We start from the raw sequence: 21775 nt of genomic DNA, 5'->3' as shown, positions 1-21775 counted from the left end.
AGCATTGTTATTAATCTCCTACGTAGTAACGGTTTTTCATCTGTGACTATTGCTCAAAGATTAATTAGCAACAACATCCCCACACTTTTGGCACTTTTGCAATAATTTTGGGAATGAAACAGCCCTGGGGCTGGGGGGGATCTAATATCTTGCGGAAAACTTTGAAAACACGCCCTAGCCCCCCAAGCGAGCAATCCCTCGCTTGGGGGGCTAGGGGGGCTTTAACTTTCACCAGATGATCGCGCATTCATTCCTTAATTCAGCAACGCCCAAAAAAAAAGTGGCAAGTCACACTAGTGTTACTGATCCCAATTCTGGAAACTACGGCTACCCATCAATTTAATCTCCCCATCTCCCGATCTCCCCATCGCCCGATCTCCCCATCTCCCCATCTCCCCATCGCCCGATCTCCCCATCGCCCGATCTCCCGATCTCCCCACACGTCCCACACCTCCCACACTACCCGTTTGACCCTCAGGTAAAAAACCTACCCCTGTGGGCTACTCCCTGCTCCCTAAAACCAACACCTATCCTAATCAATCAGACGAAACACTTTCTTCTGCTTTTGAGCAGGTTGTTGTGATTGTTCTTGCTTAATTGTTTCTGGGTTGCTAGAGGGCTTCTGAGACTCTTTTGGCTCAGTTGATTCGCTAACTTTTGGTTTTTTCTCAAATACATTAACTCCTGCACCTTCTAACTCAATTACCCCTTCTGGAGAGACCCTGGCAATCTTTCCACTCAAAGCGGCTACCCAATCAGCAAAGCTATCCATCTTTTCTACTTGCTTTTTAAGGGTCTTGCGATTGAGTTCTGCCTGAACGGTTATGCCATTGTCCCCAGTCAGGAGTAAGGTAACTTTCTTGCCTTGCTCCGGTAAATTGGGTCTTTCGGTAAACTTGATGGTGATTTCGGGTTTTCTTCCTTGAATCATGATAACTTCATTGGGTTTAGTTTTAGGGCTTGGTTGAGGTTGATAGTCAGTTTTTTCTTCGGAGTAATGGGAATAGAAATTTGAGTCTTCTAGATTTACGTTAACTGGATGAGCTTCTTCTATGTAGAGTTGCTCTCCTACTCGTCTACAAAATAATTCCCAGAAATCATCCTTTTCTGCTGGTTGTGGCAAAGACCCCTGGAGACTTAACAAAAAAGGCTGCCATGGATAACTTTTGGCTTTTCCTCTAGGAGGCAGGTGATTGCGTTCTACATACATCACCACTGCTTCTGGCTTGACATCGTGAATTAAACCACGAACTCGAAACTGATCGACTCTTTCATCACTGGGAGAATGACGTAGAGTAGTTTTCCCCTCTAGGGGAATAAATTTTTTGATTTGAATTTGAGCCAGTTTTCCTGCCTTGGTGATGCGGAAATATACTCGCCAGAGATAGACTTTTTTCTCACCAAAAGAGGGGTTGGTACTTAATTTCTTCCACAAGGGTTGGTGCATATAGGCACTGAAGCTGATTCCTTGTTTGAGAACAAGAGTTCCTTTAACTGACCTATTAGGCTCTTGAGATGGGTTTGGGTCAAATCGCCCAAACAGATAGCCCAGAGCCGAAAACTCGGTTGGACGACTAGGAGGGGTAAAGGGGACAACAACTTCCATTGGATTGGTAATTAAGGAGCCATTATATTTTAGACTATCAAATCACAGCAATCAGATGGACTTAACTGGTTGAGTTTTACTTCCGATAATTTACTAAGGCTGTGGATATTGTTGAGGAAGAAGAGCTTACTCCCTGTTTTCAGCAGGAAAGGGAAACCCTGGAAAGCAAGGGGTCCCAGTGATTGAATCTGTCTAGGAATGGGGGTGACGAGGGTGTGCGATCGCCTTTTTGGTATTCAACCAGGATAACGTTGGCTCTACCAGCTCTGCTAGGTTTATGTATAATTTGATACATTTTTTGCCATGGAAGCAAAACTTACAGCACTTTTCAATAACTATTTCTGGTTTAGTCCTATAGTTGAGTAGATTAAAATTGCTAAACTATGGAATAATAATTAATTATATAGCATTTTTCAACTAAGTGATAAATGCTATAACACAAACAAAAAAAACATTATCATCACCACCCATGCTCCCATGATCAGATTAGGTTTGATTCCCACACTTTTATTACTCCCTTCTCAACCGACTTAATCTAGCCCATGTCAAGTTTTATCACCTCAATCACCGTAGAGATTCCCTCTTTAGTTTTCAAATTCGCAAACACAAAGGGTTTATCTCCTCGCATCTTTTTAGCATCCCGTTCCATCACCCCCAAATCTGCTCCCACCTGAGGTGCCAGATCAATTTTGTTAATCACCAGCAAGTCAGACTTGGTGATTCCTGGTCCTCCTTTACGAGGAATCTTATCCCCAGCAGCCACATCAATAACGTAAATAGTGAAATCTACTAGTTCTGGACTGAAGGTTGCTGCTAGGTTATCCCCTCCACTTTCTAGGAACACCAAGTCTAAATCAGTAAACCGATTTTCCAGCTGTTCAATGGCTGCCAAGTTCATTGAGGCATCTTCCCGAATGGCAGTATGGGGACAACCCCCTGTTTCCACACCCAGAATGCGATCGCTTTCTAGGGCCTGACTCCTAACTAAAAACTGGGCATCTTCCTGAGTATATATATCATTGGTGACCACAGCGATTTGATAAGAGTCTCGCAGCGCTTTACACAATGCATCTAATAGAGCAGTTTTCCCTGAACCAACTGGACCAGCAATCCCAACACGAAAAGTACTCATGTTAACTAACTTAGAGTTAATTTTAATAGTGTAGTTTATTTATGGTCATTAGCCATAAAAAAATTGTTAATTGCTAATGATAAATTAACAATTAACAATTGGCAATTGGCAATTTTAGATTTTTATTATAGCAATGGCTGTAATGGTGTTGGCAAATTTAAGGGATGAAGCGCGCAGCGCTATAACTATTGACGATTAAGGGGTCAAGGCACCGACTTGCTGTAAATCCAAAAGAAAAATTTTCTGAGTAGATGCTTCGTTTGATATAACAGCTGCATGAGATATCATCTCCAGAACACTGGCCTGACGGTAAGACTTCGGGATAGGTCGCATCATGTCTTGGGGTAACTCCACCAAATTGGGCAGATCATCCACAAAAATTCCCCAAAGTTCGGAGTCCCTAGGACGAATAATTACTAAGAACCTTTGGTTAGGGCTTCGGTGAGGTAAACTACCATCGCCCAACTGCTGATGTAAATCCCAAACTTTAATCGTATGCTTGCCTAGCTGAACTAATCCCATGGTTTTCATCTCCCGGCTGATTTCAGTGGTAAAATTTACCACTTTCAGGACATCCCTAATCCCAAGACATAGGGAATAGTCAGCAATCTTAAAAACCATGAATTTGTCTGGCTTTGAATTATTGTCTAACATCGCCTTTATTTAACCTTATTATAGCTATTAATATTTAGGAAAAGGGAAACTTTTATTTTTTTGATAATTTGTTAGGCTAAAAAATTATACGTATTAATGATAAATTAATAATTAAAAATTACCAAATCATTCCAGGATATAGGGTTGAATATACTGTTGATAATACTTAGGCAGTATATAGCGTTTATCTGATATCTTGCACCATTGTCATTAATCGTAGGGTGGGCAGTGCCTACCAACGTGGTTTGCAAGCTTCATTATCTGTCTGATGCACTGCCCACCCTACATGAACTATTACCTATTAGCTATTACCTATTACCTATTAGCTATTACCTATTAGCTATAGCAGAAGTCAGAAGTCAGAAGTCAGAAGTCAGAAGTCAAACTCTTGCGCTTACTTAGGTTTGAGACTTTTGTCATGTACTAACTGCCCTGGCGACTGCTATATTACCTATTAGCTATTACCTATTAGCTATTACCTATTAGCTATTAGCTATTACCTATTACCTAAAATCCCGAAATTGTGTACCTCATAGCTATGAGAATTGCTATAGTCTTTATTCCCCCTACTCCCTACTCCCTACTCCCTACTCCCTACTCCGTTATTGAGGGTGAAATGGGCTCAACAACATCGGTTACTGTTGTCAACAATTTGTGTTCCAAATAGGGCTTAGTGATATAAGCCTTTGCCCCCAACTGTGCAGCAATCAAGCGGTGTTTATCGTTACTGCGGGAGGTGAGGATGACTACAGGAATATCTACCAAAGCCGGGTCTTGCTGGCAGTGTTTGAGAAATTCAAACCCATTCATGCGAGGCATCTCAATATCACAGATCACTAACTGTATATCTTTCTGATGCTGTAGTTGCTCAATGGCTTCATAACCATCCTGGGCTTGAAACACTTGATAGCCATTCTTTCCCAAGGTCATGGCTAGAGTTTGGCGCAGGGTGATCGAGTCATCTACCAGGAGTACCTTTGGCTTATGTCTGACCCAGAACGGTTCAACCAATGAAGGTGGAAGCTGCTTTCGTGAAAGGGTTTCCATTGCTTGGGTGGCTTGGTCATCGCTTTTGCTTTCAACCTTCAATGTGCTAACCTTTAACCTTTGACTGCCATCGGTCCGCTGGTCAGATAGGTACTGGATCAATTCAGTCCCATCCAGCACCAGTGTTAACCGACCATCCGCTAGAATACTGCCCCCATTGACATAGGGGGGTGGCACAATCATTGTCCCCAAAGGACGAATCACCAACTCCTGGTCTCCGAGCAGTTGCTCTACTTCCAGACCGACAAGCTGATCCTGGTAATGGATCAGAATGATTGGTCTAATCGTCTGTTTAGGAACAACAGGCTGATGGGGATGGGTTACTGAGAATGGAGAAGCCAGAGAGGAATAATCTAGGATTTGCCCAAGTTGGTAGACTTTAACCAGTTGCTGATCACTCCCGGTACCCAAGTGAAGCACTTTACCATCTTCCCAACTTCGGAGCTGGTGTTCCTGAGGAATAATAATTTGCTTGACTTGATCAGTGATCAACCCATAAACTTGCTTCCCAGCCTGGCACAGGAGTAACTTACCTATGGTTAAACTCAGGGGAATTTGTAGTCTAAATCTGGTGCCAAGGTCGGGAGAAGAATCAACCTGGACGGAACCCCTCAGAGCTTTGACCTGGTTTAGGACAACATCAAGACCAACACCTCGTCCAGAGAGGTTATTCACCCCAGAGACAGTGGAAAAGCCTGGTTCAAACAACAAATTCCTCAGCTGAGCCTCACTGAGACTATTACTCTGTTCGAGGTCGATCAGTTCACGTTCTACGGCTAGTTGGCGAATCCGTTTAAAATTCAACCCTGGCCCATCATCTTTGACTTCAATCACCAAATGTCTGCCCCGATGGCAAGCAGTGATTTCAATTAATCCGTTTTCTGGTTTGCCCTGTTGTTGCCGTAGAGCAGGAGTCTCAATGCCGTGGTCAAAAGCATTACGCACAAGATGCAGCAGGGGGTCGTACAGTTTCTGGGCAACAACTTTATCCACTAAAACATCATTACCAGAGATTTTTAGCTCTACCAGCTTATGGTGGGAGGCTGACAACTGCTTGAGGACAGGGGGGAAACGACTAAATATTTCCCCTAAAGGCAACATCCGAGCCTCCATCAAGACATCACGATGGTTGGTTAACAACCGACGTTGTTGTTCGAGAGTCTTACTGGATTGGGTGGTGAACAGCTCAATGTCATAGGCAGCTTCTGTTAATTGTATAGCGTCTTCTAGAACTGACTGAATCAGAAGCTCGGGTGTACTATAACGCTTTAGTTCCAGGTCATCGAAATAGTCTGTATCAAGAAGGTTAGTGGGTTGAAGGTTAGTGGGTTGAAGGTTAGTGGGTTGAAGGTTAGTGGGTTGAAGGTTAGTGGGTTGAAGGTTAGTGGGTTGAAGGTTAGTGGGTTGAAGGTTAGTGGGTTGAGAGCGTAGCGTGGCCTTTTGGTCAAGGTTGGCAGTAGGATTGGGGTTGGTAGCAAAGTTTTCCTTTAAACCTTCAACATGAAACTTGCTAACCTGCAAGGTTTTTTCTGCCCAAGGGTAGGAGGAAAAGCTAGGATTTGAGTCGGTAGCAAAGTTTTTGTTTAAACCTTCAACCTGAAACTTGCTAACCTGCAACCTTTGCCTAATCTGCTTTTGTTGCATCAAAATAAACAGGCGGTCGTACCAATCTTGCAGTTGGTCGAGCACTTGCTGATGTTGGTGGACACGATCTTGGAGTACTCGCACTGCCGCCAGCAGTTGTTCATTTTCAAGCAACTGGCGGTTTTGGTTGGTTAGTAATTCCCCAATTGTGTAATTCAGGTATTCTAGATGCTCAATATTTATCCGCACAGTACCAGATTTATCCCTAGATGATGGCGTGCTTGGATGTTGGTTGGAGGGAGTTATGGCGAGATGGGAAGAGTTTAGAGGAGAATTTATAGTGTTGCCTATGGGCGGGATGATCTCGTCTGTGATCACTTCGGGCTCTTGTGCTTCTTCTTTGTTTTCATTATCTCCATCAATCATCCCCATGTTGTGCAAAACAAAATTTTTTTCTGTGCCAACTTCTTGCTCAGGGGAGGCTATCTCTCCATCCAAGACATCTATTTCTGTTTGCTCCGACCTCTGCAATTCTTTACTTTGATCAGAGGTTTGGTCATCTAGTGTAGTTGACCCTCCCCAGATCATTTCCACAAGCTGGGACTGTTTGCTTGTTTTAGATTCTGGATGAGTAACGGAAGAATTATTAACAATACCTTCTTCTTGTTTTACTCCCGGCTCAACCGGATTAAGGTCTTGTTCTTTTCCGTTGTCCAAGACAGAAGATTGATTGTGAATTATCAATTGTGAATTTGGAATTGAAGACCTCAGGTCAGCTAGTTGTTGCAGAGCCATAGAAGGTTGACCACCTTGAGTCCTATCCCCTTCTAGCACTGCTGCTTGTGCTGCAACGAAATCACACAAAGCCGTCTTGGCAATAGTTACCACCTGTTCGGGATGGTTGTCTAGGGCTGCGATCGCATTTTTGGCAATAGCGGCAAACCCTGGTAAATTAAGAGATTGCCCTAACCCCAAGAAAATGTCTGCTTGGTTGCGAACTGTGATGCTGATTTCAGTGGGATTGTCACTATTTAGGGCAGCTTGGATTAAGTCTAATCCTTGGCTAACCCCCACTTCAAAAATGGACTGGGTGACGTCGAAGCCCAATTCTACTGAGGTGGGCAGATAGGATTCGAGACCAAAACAGTCCCCCAGCTTCTCTTGGAGTTGGGCAACAACAGCAGCAGTTCGATTCTTGATTTCGGTGTCATCGATTTGCCCCCCTGTGAGTTCAGCGGTCAGAGGTAGGCGGAGACACTCATAAGCTTGAAACAGTAAGGCTTCAATTTCTGGATTAATGGACAAGTCCGGGTTAAACAGAGCTTTAAAAACATCCTCCAAGGAGTGAGCTACCGTGGCAATTGTTTCCAAGCCAATGCTAGCTGCTGCGCCTTTGAGGGTATGGGTAGTGCGCATCAAGTTGTTGACTTTATTGATGCTATAGTGTTCTGACAAACTCAGCAAATCGTTTTCCAAGACTTGCAGCAGTTCCGGTGCTTCCTGGAGAAAGTAGCGATAGCTTTGCTCACGAATTTTTGGGTCATTAGTCATTAGAGAAGTTGTCAAGTGGGTGACGTATTTTTGTCAATGGTTAATCGGAGTAGGGAATCGGGAATCGGGAATCGGGAATCGGGAATCGGGAATCGGGAATCGGGAATCGGGAATCGGGAATCGGGAATCGGGAATCGGGAATCGGGAATCGGGAATCGGGAATCGGGAATCGGGAATCGGTATAAAACAAAATATCTCTACCGGATTAGACTAAAAAATGCTCGGATCATTAGTGATTAGTGTTTTAATTAAACCCTCTATTTAATTGGTTTTTGTTTAAACAATAATTGCCAATATTAACTAAGTTTTTGTTTAAAAGTTAGTTATCATCATAAAATCCAATCAAAAATATATATTCTAGTCTATTTTTGCCTTTTGCCTTTTGCCTTTTGCCTTTTGCCTTTTGCCTTGCTAAAATTAATCTTAGCAAGGCAAATAACTACTCAACCTTGAACTGGTCAGCACTGGCTTGAAGATTCTGAGCCATGGCGAGGAGTTCTTGGAAAGAGGTAGAAATTTCTATGGCATCCTCAGAAGTCTTGTTGGCAATTCCTGCAACCTCAGTCATGGTTTGGGTCACTGATTGGAACTCTTCGGTCTGTACCTGGGTTGCTTGGGTAATACCGTCTACGAGCTGGCTGATTTGGCTGGTGGCTTCAACAATGGCATTGAGAGTTAGACGGGTATCTTGTACCATTGCGGTTCCTTGGGCAACCTGTTGAATACCTTTATCCATGGCTGTAGATACCTCAGCAGTACTCTTCTGGATCTCCTGCACCAACTGCTCGATCTCAGTGGTGGCTTCGGCTGACTGACGGGCTAGAGAACGCACCTCATCGGCAACAACTACAAAACCCCGTCCATACTCACCGGCTCTTGTGGCTTCAATGGCTGCATTCAACGCTAGCAATTGGGTCTGATTAGTAAAGTTGCTAATCAGGTTCACTACCCTCGAAACCTTCTGGGAGGATTCGCTCAGGCGCTTGAGCCGTTTGCTGGTTTCTGCCACTGTCTCCCGGATTTCCAGAATTCCATCTACGGTACGGTTCATGGCGGCATCCCCTGCTTGGAGGGTTTGGTTAGCGGTTTGGACTGCCACTTCTACCTGTTGAGCACTCTGACCTACAGCTTCTGTAGAATTAACCATGGTCTGGATGTGCTCTAAGACTTCACCGAGAGCCATAAATTGTTGCTGGGCTTGGGCTGTGAGCAAAGCAATGGAGGATTCCCTGTCAACAGACGTTTGGGCAACTTTCCTGGAGGCTTGCTGGACTTGAGTCACGATCCGGCGCAGGCTTTGTAAGGTGTTGTTGTAGGCATCAGCAATGGTACCTACTTCATTGTTGGTTACCGGAGCTCGGACAGTGAGGTCTCCTTCTAGAGCTGGCCGCACTGCTGAGAGCAACTGCATTACCTCCCGCTGTACCGCTTCTTTGTCGGCTTTCTCCCGTTGTGCGGCATTGGTCAGCTGCTGGGACTGGTTCTGGATTTGTGCCAGATACTCAGCCTGTTGCAGGGCTGCCCCCACTTGCACCCCAATCTGAGCCAGGGCGTTGAGTTCAAACTCTTGCCAGTTACGAGCACCAGTATTTTGGTAGGTAGCCAGTAAACCCCATAAGGTTCCTTCTAGAAAAATTGGTGCCAGCATATAAGCCTTAACCTCATATTGCTCCAAGGTTTCCAGGTAACCGTCAGAATAACCAAAGGTGTAAATGTCATCAACTGCCACGCTTTCACGATTGCGATACCGACCTCCCTGGGTGTCTTGTAGATAAGTATCGGGCCAGAAGGCTTGGATATCCGCTCCCACCCATGGTAACCAACCGGTGGCAACTGCCTCAGCCACAAACTCACCAGTCCAATCAGGATTGAATTGATAGAGGGCTACGCGATCGCATTTGAGCAACTGCCGGACTTCTTGGGTTGTGATACCATAGATTTTAGTTACCTCCCGAGACTGGAATAGCTTACCGACTATTTTGGTTACCCCCTGAGCAATAAAAGCCGCTTTGGTGAGTTGGCTAGATTGGGCTCGCAACTGATCTAGGTAATGGGATCGCTGCAAGGCTAATCCCAGGGAATTACTAATCTGGAGCATGAGGGTGACATCAGTATCTTGCCACTGACGGGGTCCCGTATTTTGGTAAGCCGCCAGCAGCCCCCAGAGCTTTTCACCTTGGAAAATCGGCATAATCAGATATGCCCTGGCTTGGTATTGTTCCAGAGTGTTGATGTAGCAAGGAGAGAAACCAATGGCATAGATGTCATCAACCTGCTTGAAGCGGTCACCTCGGGCGAAGTCCCCACCCTGGGTTTCTTGCAAGCAGGTATCAACATTAGACAGAGAATTAACACTCAGGACTGTAACTGTGCAGCGCTCAGAAGCCGTTGTATCCACCTTCAGGCGGTCGTCTCTTTCTTGTTCAGTGATTAGGGAAAGCCAGCCAGGGGCAACGGATTCCGCCACAAACTCACCACTCCAGTCGGAGTTGAAGCGATAGATCACTACCCGGTCAGCTCCCAACACTTGCCGCAACTCTTTGGTAATGCTCTGGAAGACACTGTAAACATCTACAGACTGGGACAAATGGTTGCTAAGGCTTGCTACTACTCGCTCCCGCACAGCAGCTTGGCCAAGCTGGTGGGATTTGGCTTCTACTTGATTCAGGTAGCTCAATTGCTGTAGGGCTACCCCAAAGTGCAGGGCAATCTGCTTGGCAAAATCAATCTCATACTCCTGCCATTGACGGGGCTGACTGCATTGGTTAATGCACAACAATCCCCACAAATCAGGTCCTTGAAGTAGGGGCACAACCAGATTAGCCCGGACTTGGAACTGAGCCAGCAGCTCAATATGGCAATCGCTCAGTCCGGCATTGTAGACATCAGCAACCGCTTGCACACGTCCTTCGGTATAGTGAGGGGCATACTGTTCACCAAAGCAGTGGTCGGTAACTTTGGTTCCTAGCATGGCATCGTAGCCTGATGCCACATCCTCAGATACCAATTCCCCATCATCAAAGCCAGAGTTAGGGTAAAACCGAAATACACCCACCCGGTCAACCTGAAGAAGCTTGCGAATTTCGATAGCGGTTGTCTTGAAAATGGTATCCAGGTTTCGAGACTGACGGATCTTGTTGATGATTCCAACTACCGCTCGCTCCATCCGTGCGATTTTAGCTACCTGGGTAGATTTTGCCTCTACTTGGGCCAGGTACTCTGTTTGTTGTAGGGCAACTTCAAAGTGTAGGGCAATCTGCTTGGCAAAATCAATCTCATACTCCTGCCATTGACGGGGCTTACTGCATTGGTGAATGCATAAAAATCCCCAGAGTTCAGTTCCTTTACGCAATGGCACCACCAGGTTAGCCCGGACTTGAAACTGAGCCAGCAGCTCAATGTAGCAATCGCTCAGGTCCCCATTGTAGATATCAGCAACTGCGTGTACTCGCCCTTCGACATAGTGGCGGGAATACTTTTGACTAAAGCAATGGTCGTGAATCTTCTTACCCAGCATCCTATCGTAGCCATTGACCACATCTTCCGACACCAACTTTCCATCATTAAAATCGGAGTCAGGGTCAAAGCGAAACAGACCCACCCGGTCAGCCATCAGGAGCTTACGGATTTCTATGGTTGTGGTCTTGAAAATGGTATCCAGTTTCCGAGATTGCCGGATCTTGTTGATTATTTTGACTGCTGATTTTTCTAGGTCTGCAGCCAATAGCAGTTGGCTGGATTTTGCTCGCAGTTGCTCAAGATACTCCGTTTGCTGGAGGCCAACCCCAAATTGTCGGCCCATCTGAGCTAGTATACCCACCTCCATTTTCTGCCAGTGACGAGGGCCATTGTTCTGGTAAGCTGCGAGTAAACCCCACAGGGTTTTCCCTTGCAGAATCGGTACAATCACATAAGCTTTAGCCTGAAATTGCTCTAACAGGTCAATGTGACACTGATCGTAATTAACCAAGTAAATGTCATCAACGGCTAAGGTTTCATTATTGCGATACCGACCGCCTTCGGTGTCCTCCAAATAGGTATCGCGCCAGACTTTTTTAATACTCGGTTCAACTAACGGTATCCAACCGTGTGCCACATCCTCAGCCACAAACTCACCACTCCAGTCAGGATTGAAGCGATACACAGCCACGCGATCGCACTTCAGCTGCTGCCGGATTTCTTTAGTAGCAGTTTGGAAAACATTGTTCAAGTCGGAACTCTTAAGTATCTTATCAAGCAACCGACTGGCTATTTTTTCCCCCTCAACAGCAATATCCAGTTGCTCCGATTTCTCCTGTAGCTGGGCTGCCATGTCCAATTGCTTGAGAATACTACTGAGACGGTCACTGAGTAGTGACAGCAGCACCACGTCACTATCAAGCCAGCGCCGAGGGCGAGAGTTTTGGTAAACGGCAAATAAGCCCCAGAGGTGTTCACCATCAAAGATTGGGGCTATAATATAAGCATTGGTCTGGTATTTTTCTAAGGTTTCAATGTAGCACTGTGAAAAACCAGCGGCATAGATGTCGTCAACTCGCTGTACCTGCTGACTTTTGAAATAGCTGCCCCCTTGTGTCTGCTTTAAATAGGTATCGGTATTGGGGCTGGCAACGGATCCGATTTGCTTGACCGTACAGCGCTTAGAGGACAATAGATCTGGTGATGTCAGGTTAGGATTTTGCTTTTGGTCTTGGAGCAGGCTCACCCAACCCTCTGCAACCGACTCAGCCACAAATTCACCACTCCAGTCAGGATTGAAGCGATAAACCACTACCCGATCAGCCTTGAAAAATAGGCGCACTTCTTGACAAATGTTGCCATGGGCAATATTGGGATCAGAAGACGGTGGAATTGTGGCCAAGATTTGAGCCAAGACCTTTTCCTGCTTCACCTGCTCTCGCCGTCGGGTAAAAGATTCCACTGGCTGTAGACTTAGCCTCAGTTCAGTAACAACTTGGTAGAGCAGACTAATGTCAGCTTCCTGCCATTCCCGGGAACCAGAACATTGCTGCACCACCAGTAAGCCCCACAATTGCCCATCGATCAAAATCGGTAGACTTAAGCTGGCTTTGACCTGGAATCGTTCTAGCAGTTGGAGTTGAAACGGACTCAGAGCCCGGTCATTAATATCATTAAGGGCTACAACTTCCTGTTCCTCGTAGGCTGAGGGATTCTCTGCCCCAAAAGCAATCACTGGTAGGTACTCCCCCTGACTGGGAGTATAGCCACCCACCATCGACTCAACTAGCACTGTACCCCGATTCTCGGACTGGAAGCGAAAAATCAAGGCTCGGTCTACCCGTAAACCCTGACTAACCTCAGTCACTGTGGTTCTCAACAGGGCATCACTAGTTTCTGCTTTGCGCATCTGAGTGGCCAGGTGGAATAACCACTGCCGCTCACCCTTGCAGTGTTGCTCAATATCCACGGCTAGGTGGAACTTCACCCCGGTAGGTGTCCCCTTGCCATTGCCATTACTCGATGATTGATTAAGTTGGGACTTAGAACTGAGTATTTCCTCAGATTGATCAAATTTCTCAAATTGTGGCATAGTTATAGTTTCGGTTTGTTCAACATCTGGTAATGGTAAAATTTCCGACCATGATGGCATCTCAGAGGCAATCGAGTCGGTAGTAACCCTGCCAATCGACTGTTCAATGGGCAGAGTTAGTGACGAGCTTGCCAACCAGTCATAATTGGTTTGATGGGATTGATTTGGTTGATCAAAACTCGTCATAATTGCCCTGATCAATTGCCAGATCTCGGAGGAGGCTAAGTCGAAAAACCTCAAGACTCCCCTCCCCAAGACTCCCCTGCTTGATGTGTCTGCCATAGGGGACACTGAGTAATAGCCGTGACATCCAAGACTGCACCGCCATTCCCAGGTAGGTACCCCAGGACAAAAGGCAGTAACCTAGGAGGAAATAAGCCAGAAGCCGGTGGCTGGAGTTGCTCCAATTCATGTAACTCAATATCATTTACTTGCGACACCACCAAACCCACAGACTGGTCATTGACCTGAACCACTATTGCCACAGGAGATAGGGAAACTTGCCCTTGCTCCGACAAAGGTGGATAGCCAAGCAGCTGGTTTAGGTCTACCAACCAGAGCATTTCTGAGCGCCAATTACCAATTCCCAAAATGCAACTGGGCATTTCCGGCACCAGCAGAACGTCCGGCAGATTCACCCTGATAATTTCTGTAATCTGCTCTAGGGGCAACAGAATACTATCCTCAAAGCCAAGAGGAAAACGCAGCAACCGCACTCGGGTTTCTGGGGTTAGTGGATCTAAATTCAGTAGGTCAAGATTGGTTTGTGTTACCACTGGGTCAAGGGAGTTCAACATTATCTAATACCTAAGACCTAAGACCTAATACCTAAGACCTAATGCCTAACAATTGCTGGATTGTTTGTATTAGTTCTTGTTGGTTTATCGGTTTAGGTAAATAGGCATCAGCTCCCAGCATCGAACCCCAGAGTTTGTCGGCATCAGTTCCTTTAGTTGAGCAAATCACCACTGGGATGGTTTGGGTGTTGGAATTAGTCTTGAGTTCCCGGCACAGTTCAAACCCGCTTTGTCCTGGCAAAATAACATCAACAATCACCACATCTGGTTTCTGGGACTGGAGTTTGATCTGGGCATCCTCACTACTTGTGACACTAACTACCTTGAGACCAGCTTCTCTGAGGTAACCACTTAGCATCTCATTTTCTGTCAAGCTATCTTCAACCAAAAGGACTGTAGTCATAATTTTTTTTGAATATAAAAGTATTGAGTATGTTAATTTTTTTTGATATATTATAACTAGTAAATATTATTTATATTATAATATATTTGCCCTGATTTGCAATTTTTTTAATTTACAATAAAAAAATTAATAATTAGTACTTTAATAGGTATACTCAATTAATTGTGATAATTTTTTATCGAAAGTTCCCTACTCCCTACTCCCTGTTCACTTTGCTAAAGTATTAAAGTAAGTAGTCAACCGGACAGGATATTACGACTAACCCCGAGATACCTTTGTAGAATTGTCAATACCTTTGACCGAGTAATAGGCTTTGCTAAAAAGTCTGTAGAACCGACCATCTTTGCCCGCACTCGGTCTACAATTCCGTCATTACTGGTGACCATAATCACTGGCGTGTCTTGAAACACCGAAACCCGACGAATTTGTGCACAGACTTCATACCCGTTTAAAACTGGCATGACCAAATCCAAGAAGATCAGCTGTGGTTTGCACTTTAGCAAGGTCGGCAAGGCTTTGATGGGGTCTTGAACATTGATAAATCGATAGCCAGCATTGGCAAGAATTTGACTCATGGTCAGCCGATCGATGTGGCTGTCTTCGATATAAACTACCAAGGGACTAGCTGGTAATGTCATTACTGGTCCTCCAAACCTTCGAGCATTTTCTGGCATTGGGTTAGTGGCTTTAGTAAAGTGAGTATCACAGCGCCAGTCCCCAACCTCGATCAGACCCATCACCTGATCTCGGATGTAGGGCATGATTGATTGGGCCAGAGCCAAAAGATTCTGTTTCAACTTGAGAGCTAAATCCCTCAAAGTGCGATCGCCATCCACCAAGGTAGTTAGATTGTGGTAGGCAAGTAATGAGGTCTGCTGTCGCAATTTGTCAGCATCCCAGATCACCGGAGCCAAAGAAGGGGAAATATTTACCAAACCAGCCTGTTGCCAAGGCTCCCAAGCAAGGCTTGCCTGTTGCCAAATCTGATCAGCTCGAATTACTACCAACTTTGAATCAAAGGTTAAATCAGACGTTGAATCAGAGGTTGAATCAATAGTGTCTTGAGGAATCTGCCTGTAAGTTAGTTGCTCTGATGAACCACAGCGGAGTTGTTCCTGCCGTTGGATGATATCGAAAACTATTTCTGTACAGTTGCCAACAACAACCGACCTCATCTGTTTTAGCGGTACTTTCCCCTGTCTGACTAGTTCTGCTAGAGATGGGTAATCCCAATACACCGGCTGAACCGACGATCCCTGACACACAGGAAATGCTGATAGTTCTGGGCAGTGTACAGACAACTGCCGACACCAACGACGAATCGGATGCATTTTACTAGCACCCCCAATCAAACGACCCAAGTGGAAAGAAAGACTCCACTGCTGACCGTGGGGATCTTTAATCTTCAACCGACCAGTCAATTGCGCCTTTGCGCAAGCTTGAATCTGTTGTGCCAGTTTGTCGGTAGTCAATAATTTGTCAGTCGTCATTGGTGTCTCTATGGATATATAGCAATGCCACTAGTAATTAGTAACTATTAACTAACAATTAAAAATGAATAATTAACAAGTAATAATCATAGTTTTATAGCGCCTCTATTAGCACCGATGTTGTCAATAGTTCCTGTTTTAATTAATACCTAGATACCTAGATACCTAGATACCTAGATACCTAGATACCTAGATACCTAATAGGTAATATTGTGAATTATAATATTGTGAATCCTGATATTGTGTATAGTTTTCAGAACTTACGCAGCCACTATATTTGTATATTGTTTACAAAATATCGGGTTTTTCGCCCAGTTTTCCGTAAATCATGGTTTTGTAGGAATGCACCAAACTGGTAATGTTAGCAGACAAGTCAAGCCAAGGTTGTGGAGATGCACCATTATCGAGTTTCACTAACCATAAGCAAAACTCGGTTAGCCAAAATGAAGGTAAATTAGTAGCTGACCTTGATAAATTTTAGCTTCATTAAGGTTGTTTTTTAAATAAAATTAATTAAACTTAACTTTATTTATTCTGGCTTAATCATAACTATGATATAAGTCTTAAGATACGCTAATTGTCGTAGGATACTTTGCTAACTAGAAAATCTAGCATCTCTCAGTAACATCAGCAACAAAATATAGCTAACTTTATTAAGTCTTTAAAAAAAGGATTATTTATTTTCAAAAGAATTAACTGCGAAATAATCGTGTGTACTGAGTTTCGTGAGCCATACTTGCCAGGGCTAATCCCCAGCCACAACTACTTAATTTTTCATCCGCCAAAGTTAAAACATCTTCGGTGGTCAGAGTAAGTCTATGGTTGAGTGCTAGGAGTAGCTGTTGACCAACGGTTTGACCAAGGGGAATCACTTTGACCCCAGCACCGATCACATTAGATGCCCAGCTATGTAAGTAACCTAAGACTGTGGCTGTAATGTCAATGTGCCAGTGAGCAGCCCCAATCCCAAACGCGATCGCATAATTACAGGGTTGACCCACAGCTGATGCTACATCGTGTAGAGAGATTACATTTGCTTCAGAGGTTACATGAGTTCTCTCCACAATGGTTTCACTGGGTGGGTGCAAATCCAGCAGTAACCGCATCAACGAGTTACCCATCTGCCAACTTTGCGTCCGCAATTCAGCAGTTTCCTTAGCAGCACTTACCCAAGCATTCCAGTAGTTCAAACCCTCTAAATCCCCTTTGCCATAACTTTCGTAAGCTCGGACCATAACATAACCTTCTAATCGAATGGCTCCATAGCGCAGTTGATGCTCTAGCCACTGGTGCAGAGTAGCCTGGTTGTGAATCACACCAATATCAACTAAAGTTTCCAAACCCTCAGAATAGCCGTAAGCACCTACTGGTAGTACGGGACTAGCCAGTTGCAAAAGATTCAACAAAGAATTAGGGACTAGGGGATCTAAATGCATTCTTGCTTGTTGCTTATTGCCATAGTGCACTGTCTGTACATCATACCGAATCCCAATCCCACCCTCCTTCAGGATTGAAGAAGAGACCGAAGAGGGGGAAGAGGCACCAGTAACAACTGAGTAACATGTTTCTCCTGATCGAGACCTGCTCGATCCTGTCATCCATTACATCGGTTAAACCATCCCTTGCCCCTCTAGCAATGAGGAGTTACCCCCCTAAATATATATATAGTGTGTATTTTTATCTCAAAACACTACATGTATGGTTTTTGGGGACTATCCACATAACTCCTCAAAATTTCCAAAAAAAGTTTGCCCAAACCCTTGACACCGCTTGTAGTATTTATGTAGTATATAAACAGAGCGCAGAGGAAAGAGTCAAAAAGCTCGAATCCAAAAGCTTACACCGAACCTTGACAACTAAATATGTAACATACCTTTTGATTCATGTTTGGATATAACTGTGTTTGCTCATCACGTGGGGATAGACCCTTGGGTTGATTCCCCACAGAGTGAACTCAAAGATTTATCTAAAAGATTGATCTAAACTCCAACGGATAAACTGCTCAAGTCCTGGGGCTGTAGCTCAGACGGTCAGAGCGCCTGTCTGTCGAACAGGAAGTCGCGGGTTCGATTCCCGTCAGCCTCGCTGTCTTGATGCAGTCGCTCATGGGGGAAACCCCCAAGACCGTAATGGTGCGTTTTCCGTAGGCGAATTAAATTCGCCACGGGTCGCACCTCTGCATCGCTCTTTGCAGTCGCTTTTATCGGTTGGAGGTGCAAATCCTGCTCCAATCAGTGACTCCAAGCAGTGACTCCAAGCAGCGTAGCTCAAAGGTAGAGCGTCTGGCTCATAACCAGGTGGGTGCGGGTTCAAGTCCCGCCGCTGCTACCACATACGGAGATGGTGTAACTGGCAACATGACGGTCTCCAAAACCGTTGATCTGAGTTCAAATCTCAGTCTCCGCGCTCCCGTGCCGTAGGCAAATTTGGTTAAGCCGCTTGCCTTTCAAGCAGGTGATTGCGGGTTCGATCCCCGTCGGCACGATGAATGCCCTGTAGCTCAGTTGGAAGAGCAGCGAGCTGTTAACTCGATGGTCGCGGGTTCGATCCCTGCCAGGGCAGTCAGGAGGGGTTTGATCTTTCTCCTTTGTATCCCCCGGTAGCTCAGTTGGGTAGAGCGCTCGCCTGAAAAGCGAGAGGTCGTCGGTTCGATGCCGACCTTGGGGGGCTGTCACTTGCTATTGCAAGTGCTCAATGCCGGATGGACGATTGGCAAGTCGCCGTGACTCTGAATCACGGAGAGGTTGGTTCGAGTCCAACTCCGGCATTCTATTGTTGAAGGTTAAGCAGTTGAAGGTTAACCGGTTGAAGGTTAACCGGTTGTAAGCTTTAACCAAACAACCTACCCTACTTCGGACGCCAAAGGCGAACAACCAAACAACCGTAGGCCTTAAGGCCACGCGATCGCGTTCAACCTTCAAACCAAATCAATTTTGATAGCAACTTGGTATCAAATATGCTCCTGTAGCCCAATTGGCAGAGGCGACCGTTTTAAAAACGGTCAGTTGTGGGTTCGACTCCCACCAGGAGTACTAACGGGGTGTAGCGCAGTTTGGTAGCGCGCTTGCTTTGGGAGCAAGATGTCGCAGGTTCAAATCCTGTCACCCCGACTTTACCCCTGTGATGCAATTGGTAGACATCACTCCCCCAGAACGAGTGTCTTGCAGGTTCAAATCCTGCCAGGGGTATCGCAGGGATGGAGCAAGAGTAGGCTCGCCAGGTTCATACCCTGGAAATCAGTGAGTGCAATTCTCACCCCTGCCACCAATTTGCAGCCATGATGTAATATCATCTCTGGTTGAATACTTATTATTGAAAGTTATTGAAAGGGGTTTGTCAAGTAAAAACTATAAAGTAACAAACTATAAAGTAACAAATAACAAATAACAAATAACGTAAGCTATCAGCTATCAGCTATCAGCTTATGCGGGATGCTTAATGGGCTTTTTACCAGACTTTCAATTGTCATTAATGTCGAACTATTCAATTCTACCGTTTGTGGGATGCGCACGGTACGCGAACGAAGTTTATTTTAATCTGACGGCTGACAGCTGAGAGCTGAATGCTGACACTAACACCATGGTTGACAAGTGATGAGCTAGGAGATACAAATGAAGAGATAAGGAGGGTAAAATGACAACTATGACTGTCACAGATGCTCTAGCAGAGTTGACCTTGCTGCAAAAGCGCATTGACTCAGCCAGAGCAGCTTTGGACAACAACACCTTAATTTATGTGGTTGAAGTCGGTCAAGTGCCAACAGGCTTCAAATCACGAGAAGATTATGAGATAAAAGCTAAAGCAGCTTTGCAAAAAGTGGATGCCTTGATTGCCAGAAGGCGGACGATCAAGAGAGTAATTGTCTTATCCAATGCTTCTACAATGGTTACGGTTGCTGACCAAGAGATGACTGTGGCAGAAGCCATTGAGATGAAGATGTTTATCATGTATTATGAAGCAGTTATCGGTACTATGCAGTCAGCATATACTAAAACCCTGAATCACTATAAGACGGCACAAGCACGAGTCAAAGACAGACTTGATAAACTAGCTCTGGAAGTGCTAGGACAGAATGCATCCGTTGGTTCACAGAAGTATCAATCCTTGTCAGATAGCTTTCTAGCTAGAGAAGGGGTTGAACTACTGGATCCTACTAACCTGGCTGAAGAACTTGAAAGACGACAAACCTTTATTGAACAGTTCAAGTCAACAGTTGATCGAGTACTCTCGATCAGCAATGCTAGGACAATGATCGAAATTCCTGATTAAAATGGTGATGCGTGCTGGTCACTCGAAAATCTCTAAATTTATGGTTTTTAAGTAAGATGGATAGCTCAAATTGGTAGAGCATATGATTTGTAATCATTGATTGTTGGTTCAAATCCGACTCCATCTTAAGCTAAATTTAAAGGTCAAAGGTTAACGGTTAACCCTTAAACCTCAATCATCAAACCTTAGCTTATCAACCTTCAAACCATAAAAGTCAACCATCGATAAAATCCAGGGACTATGGTTTTAGGTTCCATAAAACCTTGAGGTTTCCACCTGGCTGAGTGGTCAGCATTCTCATTATTCAGCAACAATTATGACAATCTATTTTTACGGTACTCGCCAAAAACCCTATGGTTGTTTTTCCAACTTCTCCCGACATGGCTTTGAGCTAGATGAATTGTGGTGGGCGACTAGTGAGCATTTCTTCCAAGCCCAAAAATTTGTGACTACTGATTCCTCTTGGTATGACAAAATACGTGAGGCAAAAACACCAAAGGAAGCAGCAAAAATGGGACGCAATCGCTCTCATCCTCTTCGTGATGATTGGGAAAAAGTCAAAGATGAGATTATGCAGCGAGGAGTGTTACAAAAATTTGAAACCCATGGTGATCTTCGCCAGTTACTACTTGCTACAGGTGATCAGCTAATTGTTGAGAATTCACCCATAGATTATTACTGGGGTTGTGGTGCTGATGGTAGTGGGAAAAACAAACTAGGAGAGATTTTAATGACAGTCAGGGCAATATTGCGTGACAAGGAACTTGATGCTAACGATAGCAATCCTAAATAATTAGCACTAAATAATTAGAACTTTGTATTGTTTTAAACAACTTGGTGTCTGAAGCCAAAGTGGTCGCGGCGCTGGTTTGTGGAACCAGTCATAACGGGTTCAAGTCCCGTCAGACACCCTTAGGTGCGACCCGTGGCGAATTTAATTCGCCAACGGAAAGCGCACCTTAAGGAAGATGCCGCCGAGTGGACGGCAATCGGTCTTGAAAACCGTGGTACGGCAGCGATGTTGTAGGGGTTCGATTCCTCCATCTTCCTCTAGCCACCAGAAGCCGAAAAGCGAGGCACTGTGCTGTTGACACTCCCCGGTCTAAAGACGCGGGGATTCTTTGTTCACAGAACCGTCTTGCTCAACCAGGTCGGAACCAGGAAGAGTAGAGGACAGATCTCCCAAAGTGTTCGGATCCAGGATCCAGGTTCCGGTATGCCCTACCGTACCCAAGGCTTTTTGGAGTATATTTATTGCGGCATTGTGGTCTCTGTCTAACTGGCAACCACACTTGCAAACATGGGTTCTAGTTGACAGAGACTTTTTGACCACTTCACCGCAGTCAGAGCAGTTTTGGCTGGTGTAGGCGGGGTTTACTGCAACAGTGATCCTACCAAACTTGGTTCCAAAATGCTCCAACCATTTCCTAAATTGATACCAACCTGCATCATTAATAGACTTAGCCAAGCAGTGGTTTTTAACCAAATTTTTAACCCTCAAATCTTCGTAAGCGACCAAATCGTTAGATCGAACCACGCAACGCGCCGGAGACGAAACCTTAGAAGAGTGCAGCCTTACAACAAAACCTGCCACCTTTGATGCATAGCCTACCAACTATAAAGGCTGCACTCTTCTTGCGGTAACTTCTAACCAGTCTCTTGGCATGTTCTTCACGCTGCCTACTTATTTT

The 21775-nt window shown here is 45.0% G+C and carries 14 protein-coding genes, 13 tRNA genes and 2 pseudogenes; 16 read left to right on the top strand and 13 right to left on the bottom strand.

Features of this window, described 5'->3' with window-relative positions; genetic code table 11:
* Positions 1-532: 532 nt before the first annotated feature.
* The 3 genes from F6K37_RS11560 to F6K37_RS11550 all read right to left on the bottom strand — a co-directional run bounded on the left by F6K37_RS11560 (position 533) and on the right by F6K37_RS11550 (position 3392).
* Positions 533-1606 (bottom strand): heterocyst master regulator PatR, encoded by a 1074-nt coding sequence (locus tag F6K37_RS11560; RefSeq protein WP_008188405.1) that lies wholly within the window; start codon positions 1604-1606, stop codon positions 533-535.
* A gap of 535 nt (positions 1607-2141) precedes the next feature.
* Positions 2142-2738, bottom strand: a complete 597-nt coding sequence (gene ureG, locus F6K37_RS11555; protein ID WP_008188409.1) for an urease accessory protein UreG — start codon at positions 2736-2738, stop codon at positions 2142-2144.
* Between the two features lie 195 nt (positions 2739-2933).
* Positions 2934-3392, bottom strand: a complete 459-nt coding sequence (locus F6K37_RS11550) for a chemotaxis protein CheW (RefSeq protein ID WP_008188412.1) — start codon at positions 3390-3392, stop codon at positions 2934-2936.
* 228 nt (positions 3393-3620) lie between these two features.
* On the opposite strand from F6K37_RS11550, the gene F6K37_RS11545 reads away from it, so the two are divergent.
* Positions 3621-3794, top strand: coding sequence for a hypothetical protein (locus F6K37_RS11545; RefSeq protein ID WP_154659919.1), 174 nt, complete (start codon positions 3621-3623; stop codon positions 3792-3794).
* Positions 3795-3986: 192 nt separating this feature from the next.
* Here F6K37_RS11545 and F6K37_RS11540 read toward each other — a convergent pair whose 3' ends face one another.
* The 8 genes from F6K37_RS11540 to F6K37_RS11505 all read right to left on the bottom strand — a co-directional run bounded on the left by F6K37_RS11540 (position 3987) and on the right by F6K37_RS11505 (position 17251).
* Positions 3987-7574 (bottom strand): hybrid sensor histidine kinase/response regulator, encoded by a 3588-nt coding sequence (locus F6K37_RS11540; RefSeq protein WP_008188414.1) that lies wholly within the window; start codon positions 7572-7574, stop codon positions 3987-3989.
* 40 nt (positions 7575-7614) lie between these two features.
* On the bottom strand, positions 7615-7764 hold the full coding sequence (locus F6K37_RS11535) for a hypothetical protein (protein WP_287250249.1): 150 nt from the start codon (positions 7762-7764) through the stop codon (positions 7615-7617).
* Positions 7765-8013: 249 nt separating this feature from the next.
* Positions 8014-13407, bottom strand: coding sequence for a GAF domain-containing protein (locus F6K37_RS11530; RefSeq protein ID WP_229414716.1), 5394 nt, complete (start codon positions 13405-13407; stop codon positions 8014-8016).
* Entirely contained in the window at positions 13362-13922 is a 561-nt protein-coding gene (locus tag F6K37_RS11525; protein WP_008188418.1) for a chemotaxis protein CheW, read from the bottom strand. The genes F6K37_RS11530 and F6K37_RS11525 overlap by 46 nt, the downstream gene beginning before the upstream one ends.
* A gap of 31 nt (positions 13923-13953) precedes the next feature.
* Complete coding sequence (locus F6K37_RS11520) at positions 13954-14325, bottom strand: response regulator transcription factor (RefSeq protein ID WP_008188420.1); 372 nt, start codon at positions 14323-14325, stop codon at positions 13954-13956.
* A 236-nt stretch (positions 14326-14561) separates the two neighbouring features.
* A complete protein-coding gene (locus tag F6K37_RS11515) occupies positions 14562-15815 on the bottom strand; it encodes a response regulator (protein ID WP_008188422.1) in 1254 nt (417 codons plus the stop codon).
* A gap of 288 nt (positions 15816-16103) precedes the next feature.
* Positions 16104-16229, bottom strand: coding sequence for a hypothetical protein (locus tag F6K37_RS11510; RefSeq protein WP_267872098.1), 126 nt, complete (start codon positions 16227-16229; stop codon positions 16104-16106).
* Positions 16230-16507: 278 nt separating this feature from the next.
* Positions 16508-17251, bottom strand: coding sequence for an urease accessory protein UreF (locus F6K37_RS11505; protein ID WP_008188423.1), 744 nt, complete (start codon positions 17249-17251; stop codon positions 16508-16510).
* 575 nt (positions 17252-17826) lie between these two features.
* Here F6K37_RS11505 and F6K37_RS11500 point away from each other — a divergent pair.
* The 15 genes from F6K37_RS11500 (at position 17827) to F6K37_RS11430 (ending at position 20995) form a co-directional block, all read left to right on the top strand.
* A tRNA-Asp gene (locus F6K37_RS11500) sits at positions 17827-17900 on the top strand.
* Positions 17901-18071: 171 nt separating this feature from the next.
* Positions 18072-18146: transfer RNA gene (locus F6K37_RS11495), tRNA-Met, on the top strand.
* A 4-nt stretch (positions 18147-18150) separates the two neighbouring features.
* Positions 18151-18221 (top strand) — tRNA-Trp (locus tag F6K37_RS11490).
* A 4-nt stretch (positions 18222-18225) separates the two neighbouring features.
* Positions 18226-18300: transfer RNA gene (locus F6K37_RS11485), tRNA-Glu, on the top strand.
* A 4-nt stretch (positions 18301-18304) separates the two neighbouring features.
* Positions 18305-18377, top strand: a tRNA-Asn gene (locus F6K37_RS11480).
* Between the two features lie 31 nt (positions 18378-18408).
* A tRNA-Phe gene (locus F6K37_RS11475) sits at positions 18409-18482 on the top strand.
* Between the two features lie 28 nt (positions 18483-18510).
* Positions 18511-18583 (top strand) — tRNA-Gln (locus F6K37_RS11470).
* Between the two features lie 190 nt (positions 18584-18773).
* Positions 18774-18847: transfer RNA gene (locus tag F6K37_RS11465), tRNA-Leu, on the top strand.
* 4 nt (positions 18848-18851) lie between these two features.
* A tRNA-Pro gene (locus F6K37_RS11460) sits at positions 18852-18925 on the top strand.
* Positions 18926-18929: 4 nt separating this feature from the next.
* Positions 18930-19003, top strand: a tRNA-Leu gene (locus F6K37_RS11455).
* Positions 19004-19005: 2 nt separating this feature from the next.
* Positions 19006-19082 (top strand) — tRNA-Met (locus tag F6K37_RS11450).
* Positions 19083-19448: 366 nt separating this feature from the next.
* Entirely contained in the window at positions 19449-20084 is a 636-nt protein-coding gene (locus F6K37_RS11445) for a hypothetical protein (protein WP_287250241.1), read from the top strand.
* 54 nt (positions 20085-20138) lie between these two features.
* A tRNA-Thr gene (locus F6K37_RS11440) sits at positions 20139-20211 on the top strand.
* Between the two features lie 189 nt (positions 20212-20400).
* Positions 20401-20877, top strand: a complete 477-nt coding sequence (gene ybiA / locus F6K37_RS11435; protein ID WP_008188429.1) for a riboflavin biosynthesis intermediates N-glycosidase — start codon at positions 20401-20403, stop codon at positions 20875-20877.
* A 44-nt stretch (positions 20878-20921) separates the two neighbouring features.
* Positions 20922-20995: transfer RNA gene (locus F6K37_RS11430), tRNA-His, on the top strand.
* A gap of 191 nt (positions 20996-21186) precedes the next feature.
* On the opposite strand, the pseudogene F6K37_RS11425 reads toward F6K37_RS11430, so the two are convergent.
* Positions 21187-21630: pseudogene (locus F6K37_RS11425) on the bottom strand (RNA-guided endonuclease InsQ/TnpB family protein); the annotation flags it as partial.
* A gap of 13 nt (positions 21631-21643) precedes the next feature.
* A pseudogene (locus F6K37_RS11420) lies at positions 21644-21775 on the bottom strand (RNA-guided endonuclease InsQ/TnpB family protein); the annotation flags it as partial.

The organism is Moorena sp. SIO4E2, assembly GCF_010671945.1.
Lineage (GTDB): Bacteria > Cyanobacteriota > Cyanobacteriia > Cyanobacteriales > Coleofasciculaceae > Moorena > Moorena producens.
This window is presented reverse-complemented; position numbering and strand designations above follow the sequence as displayed.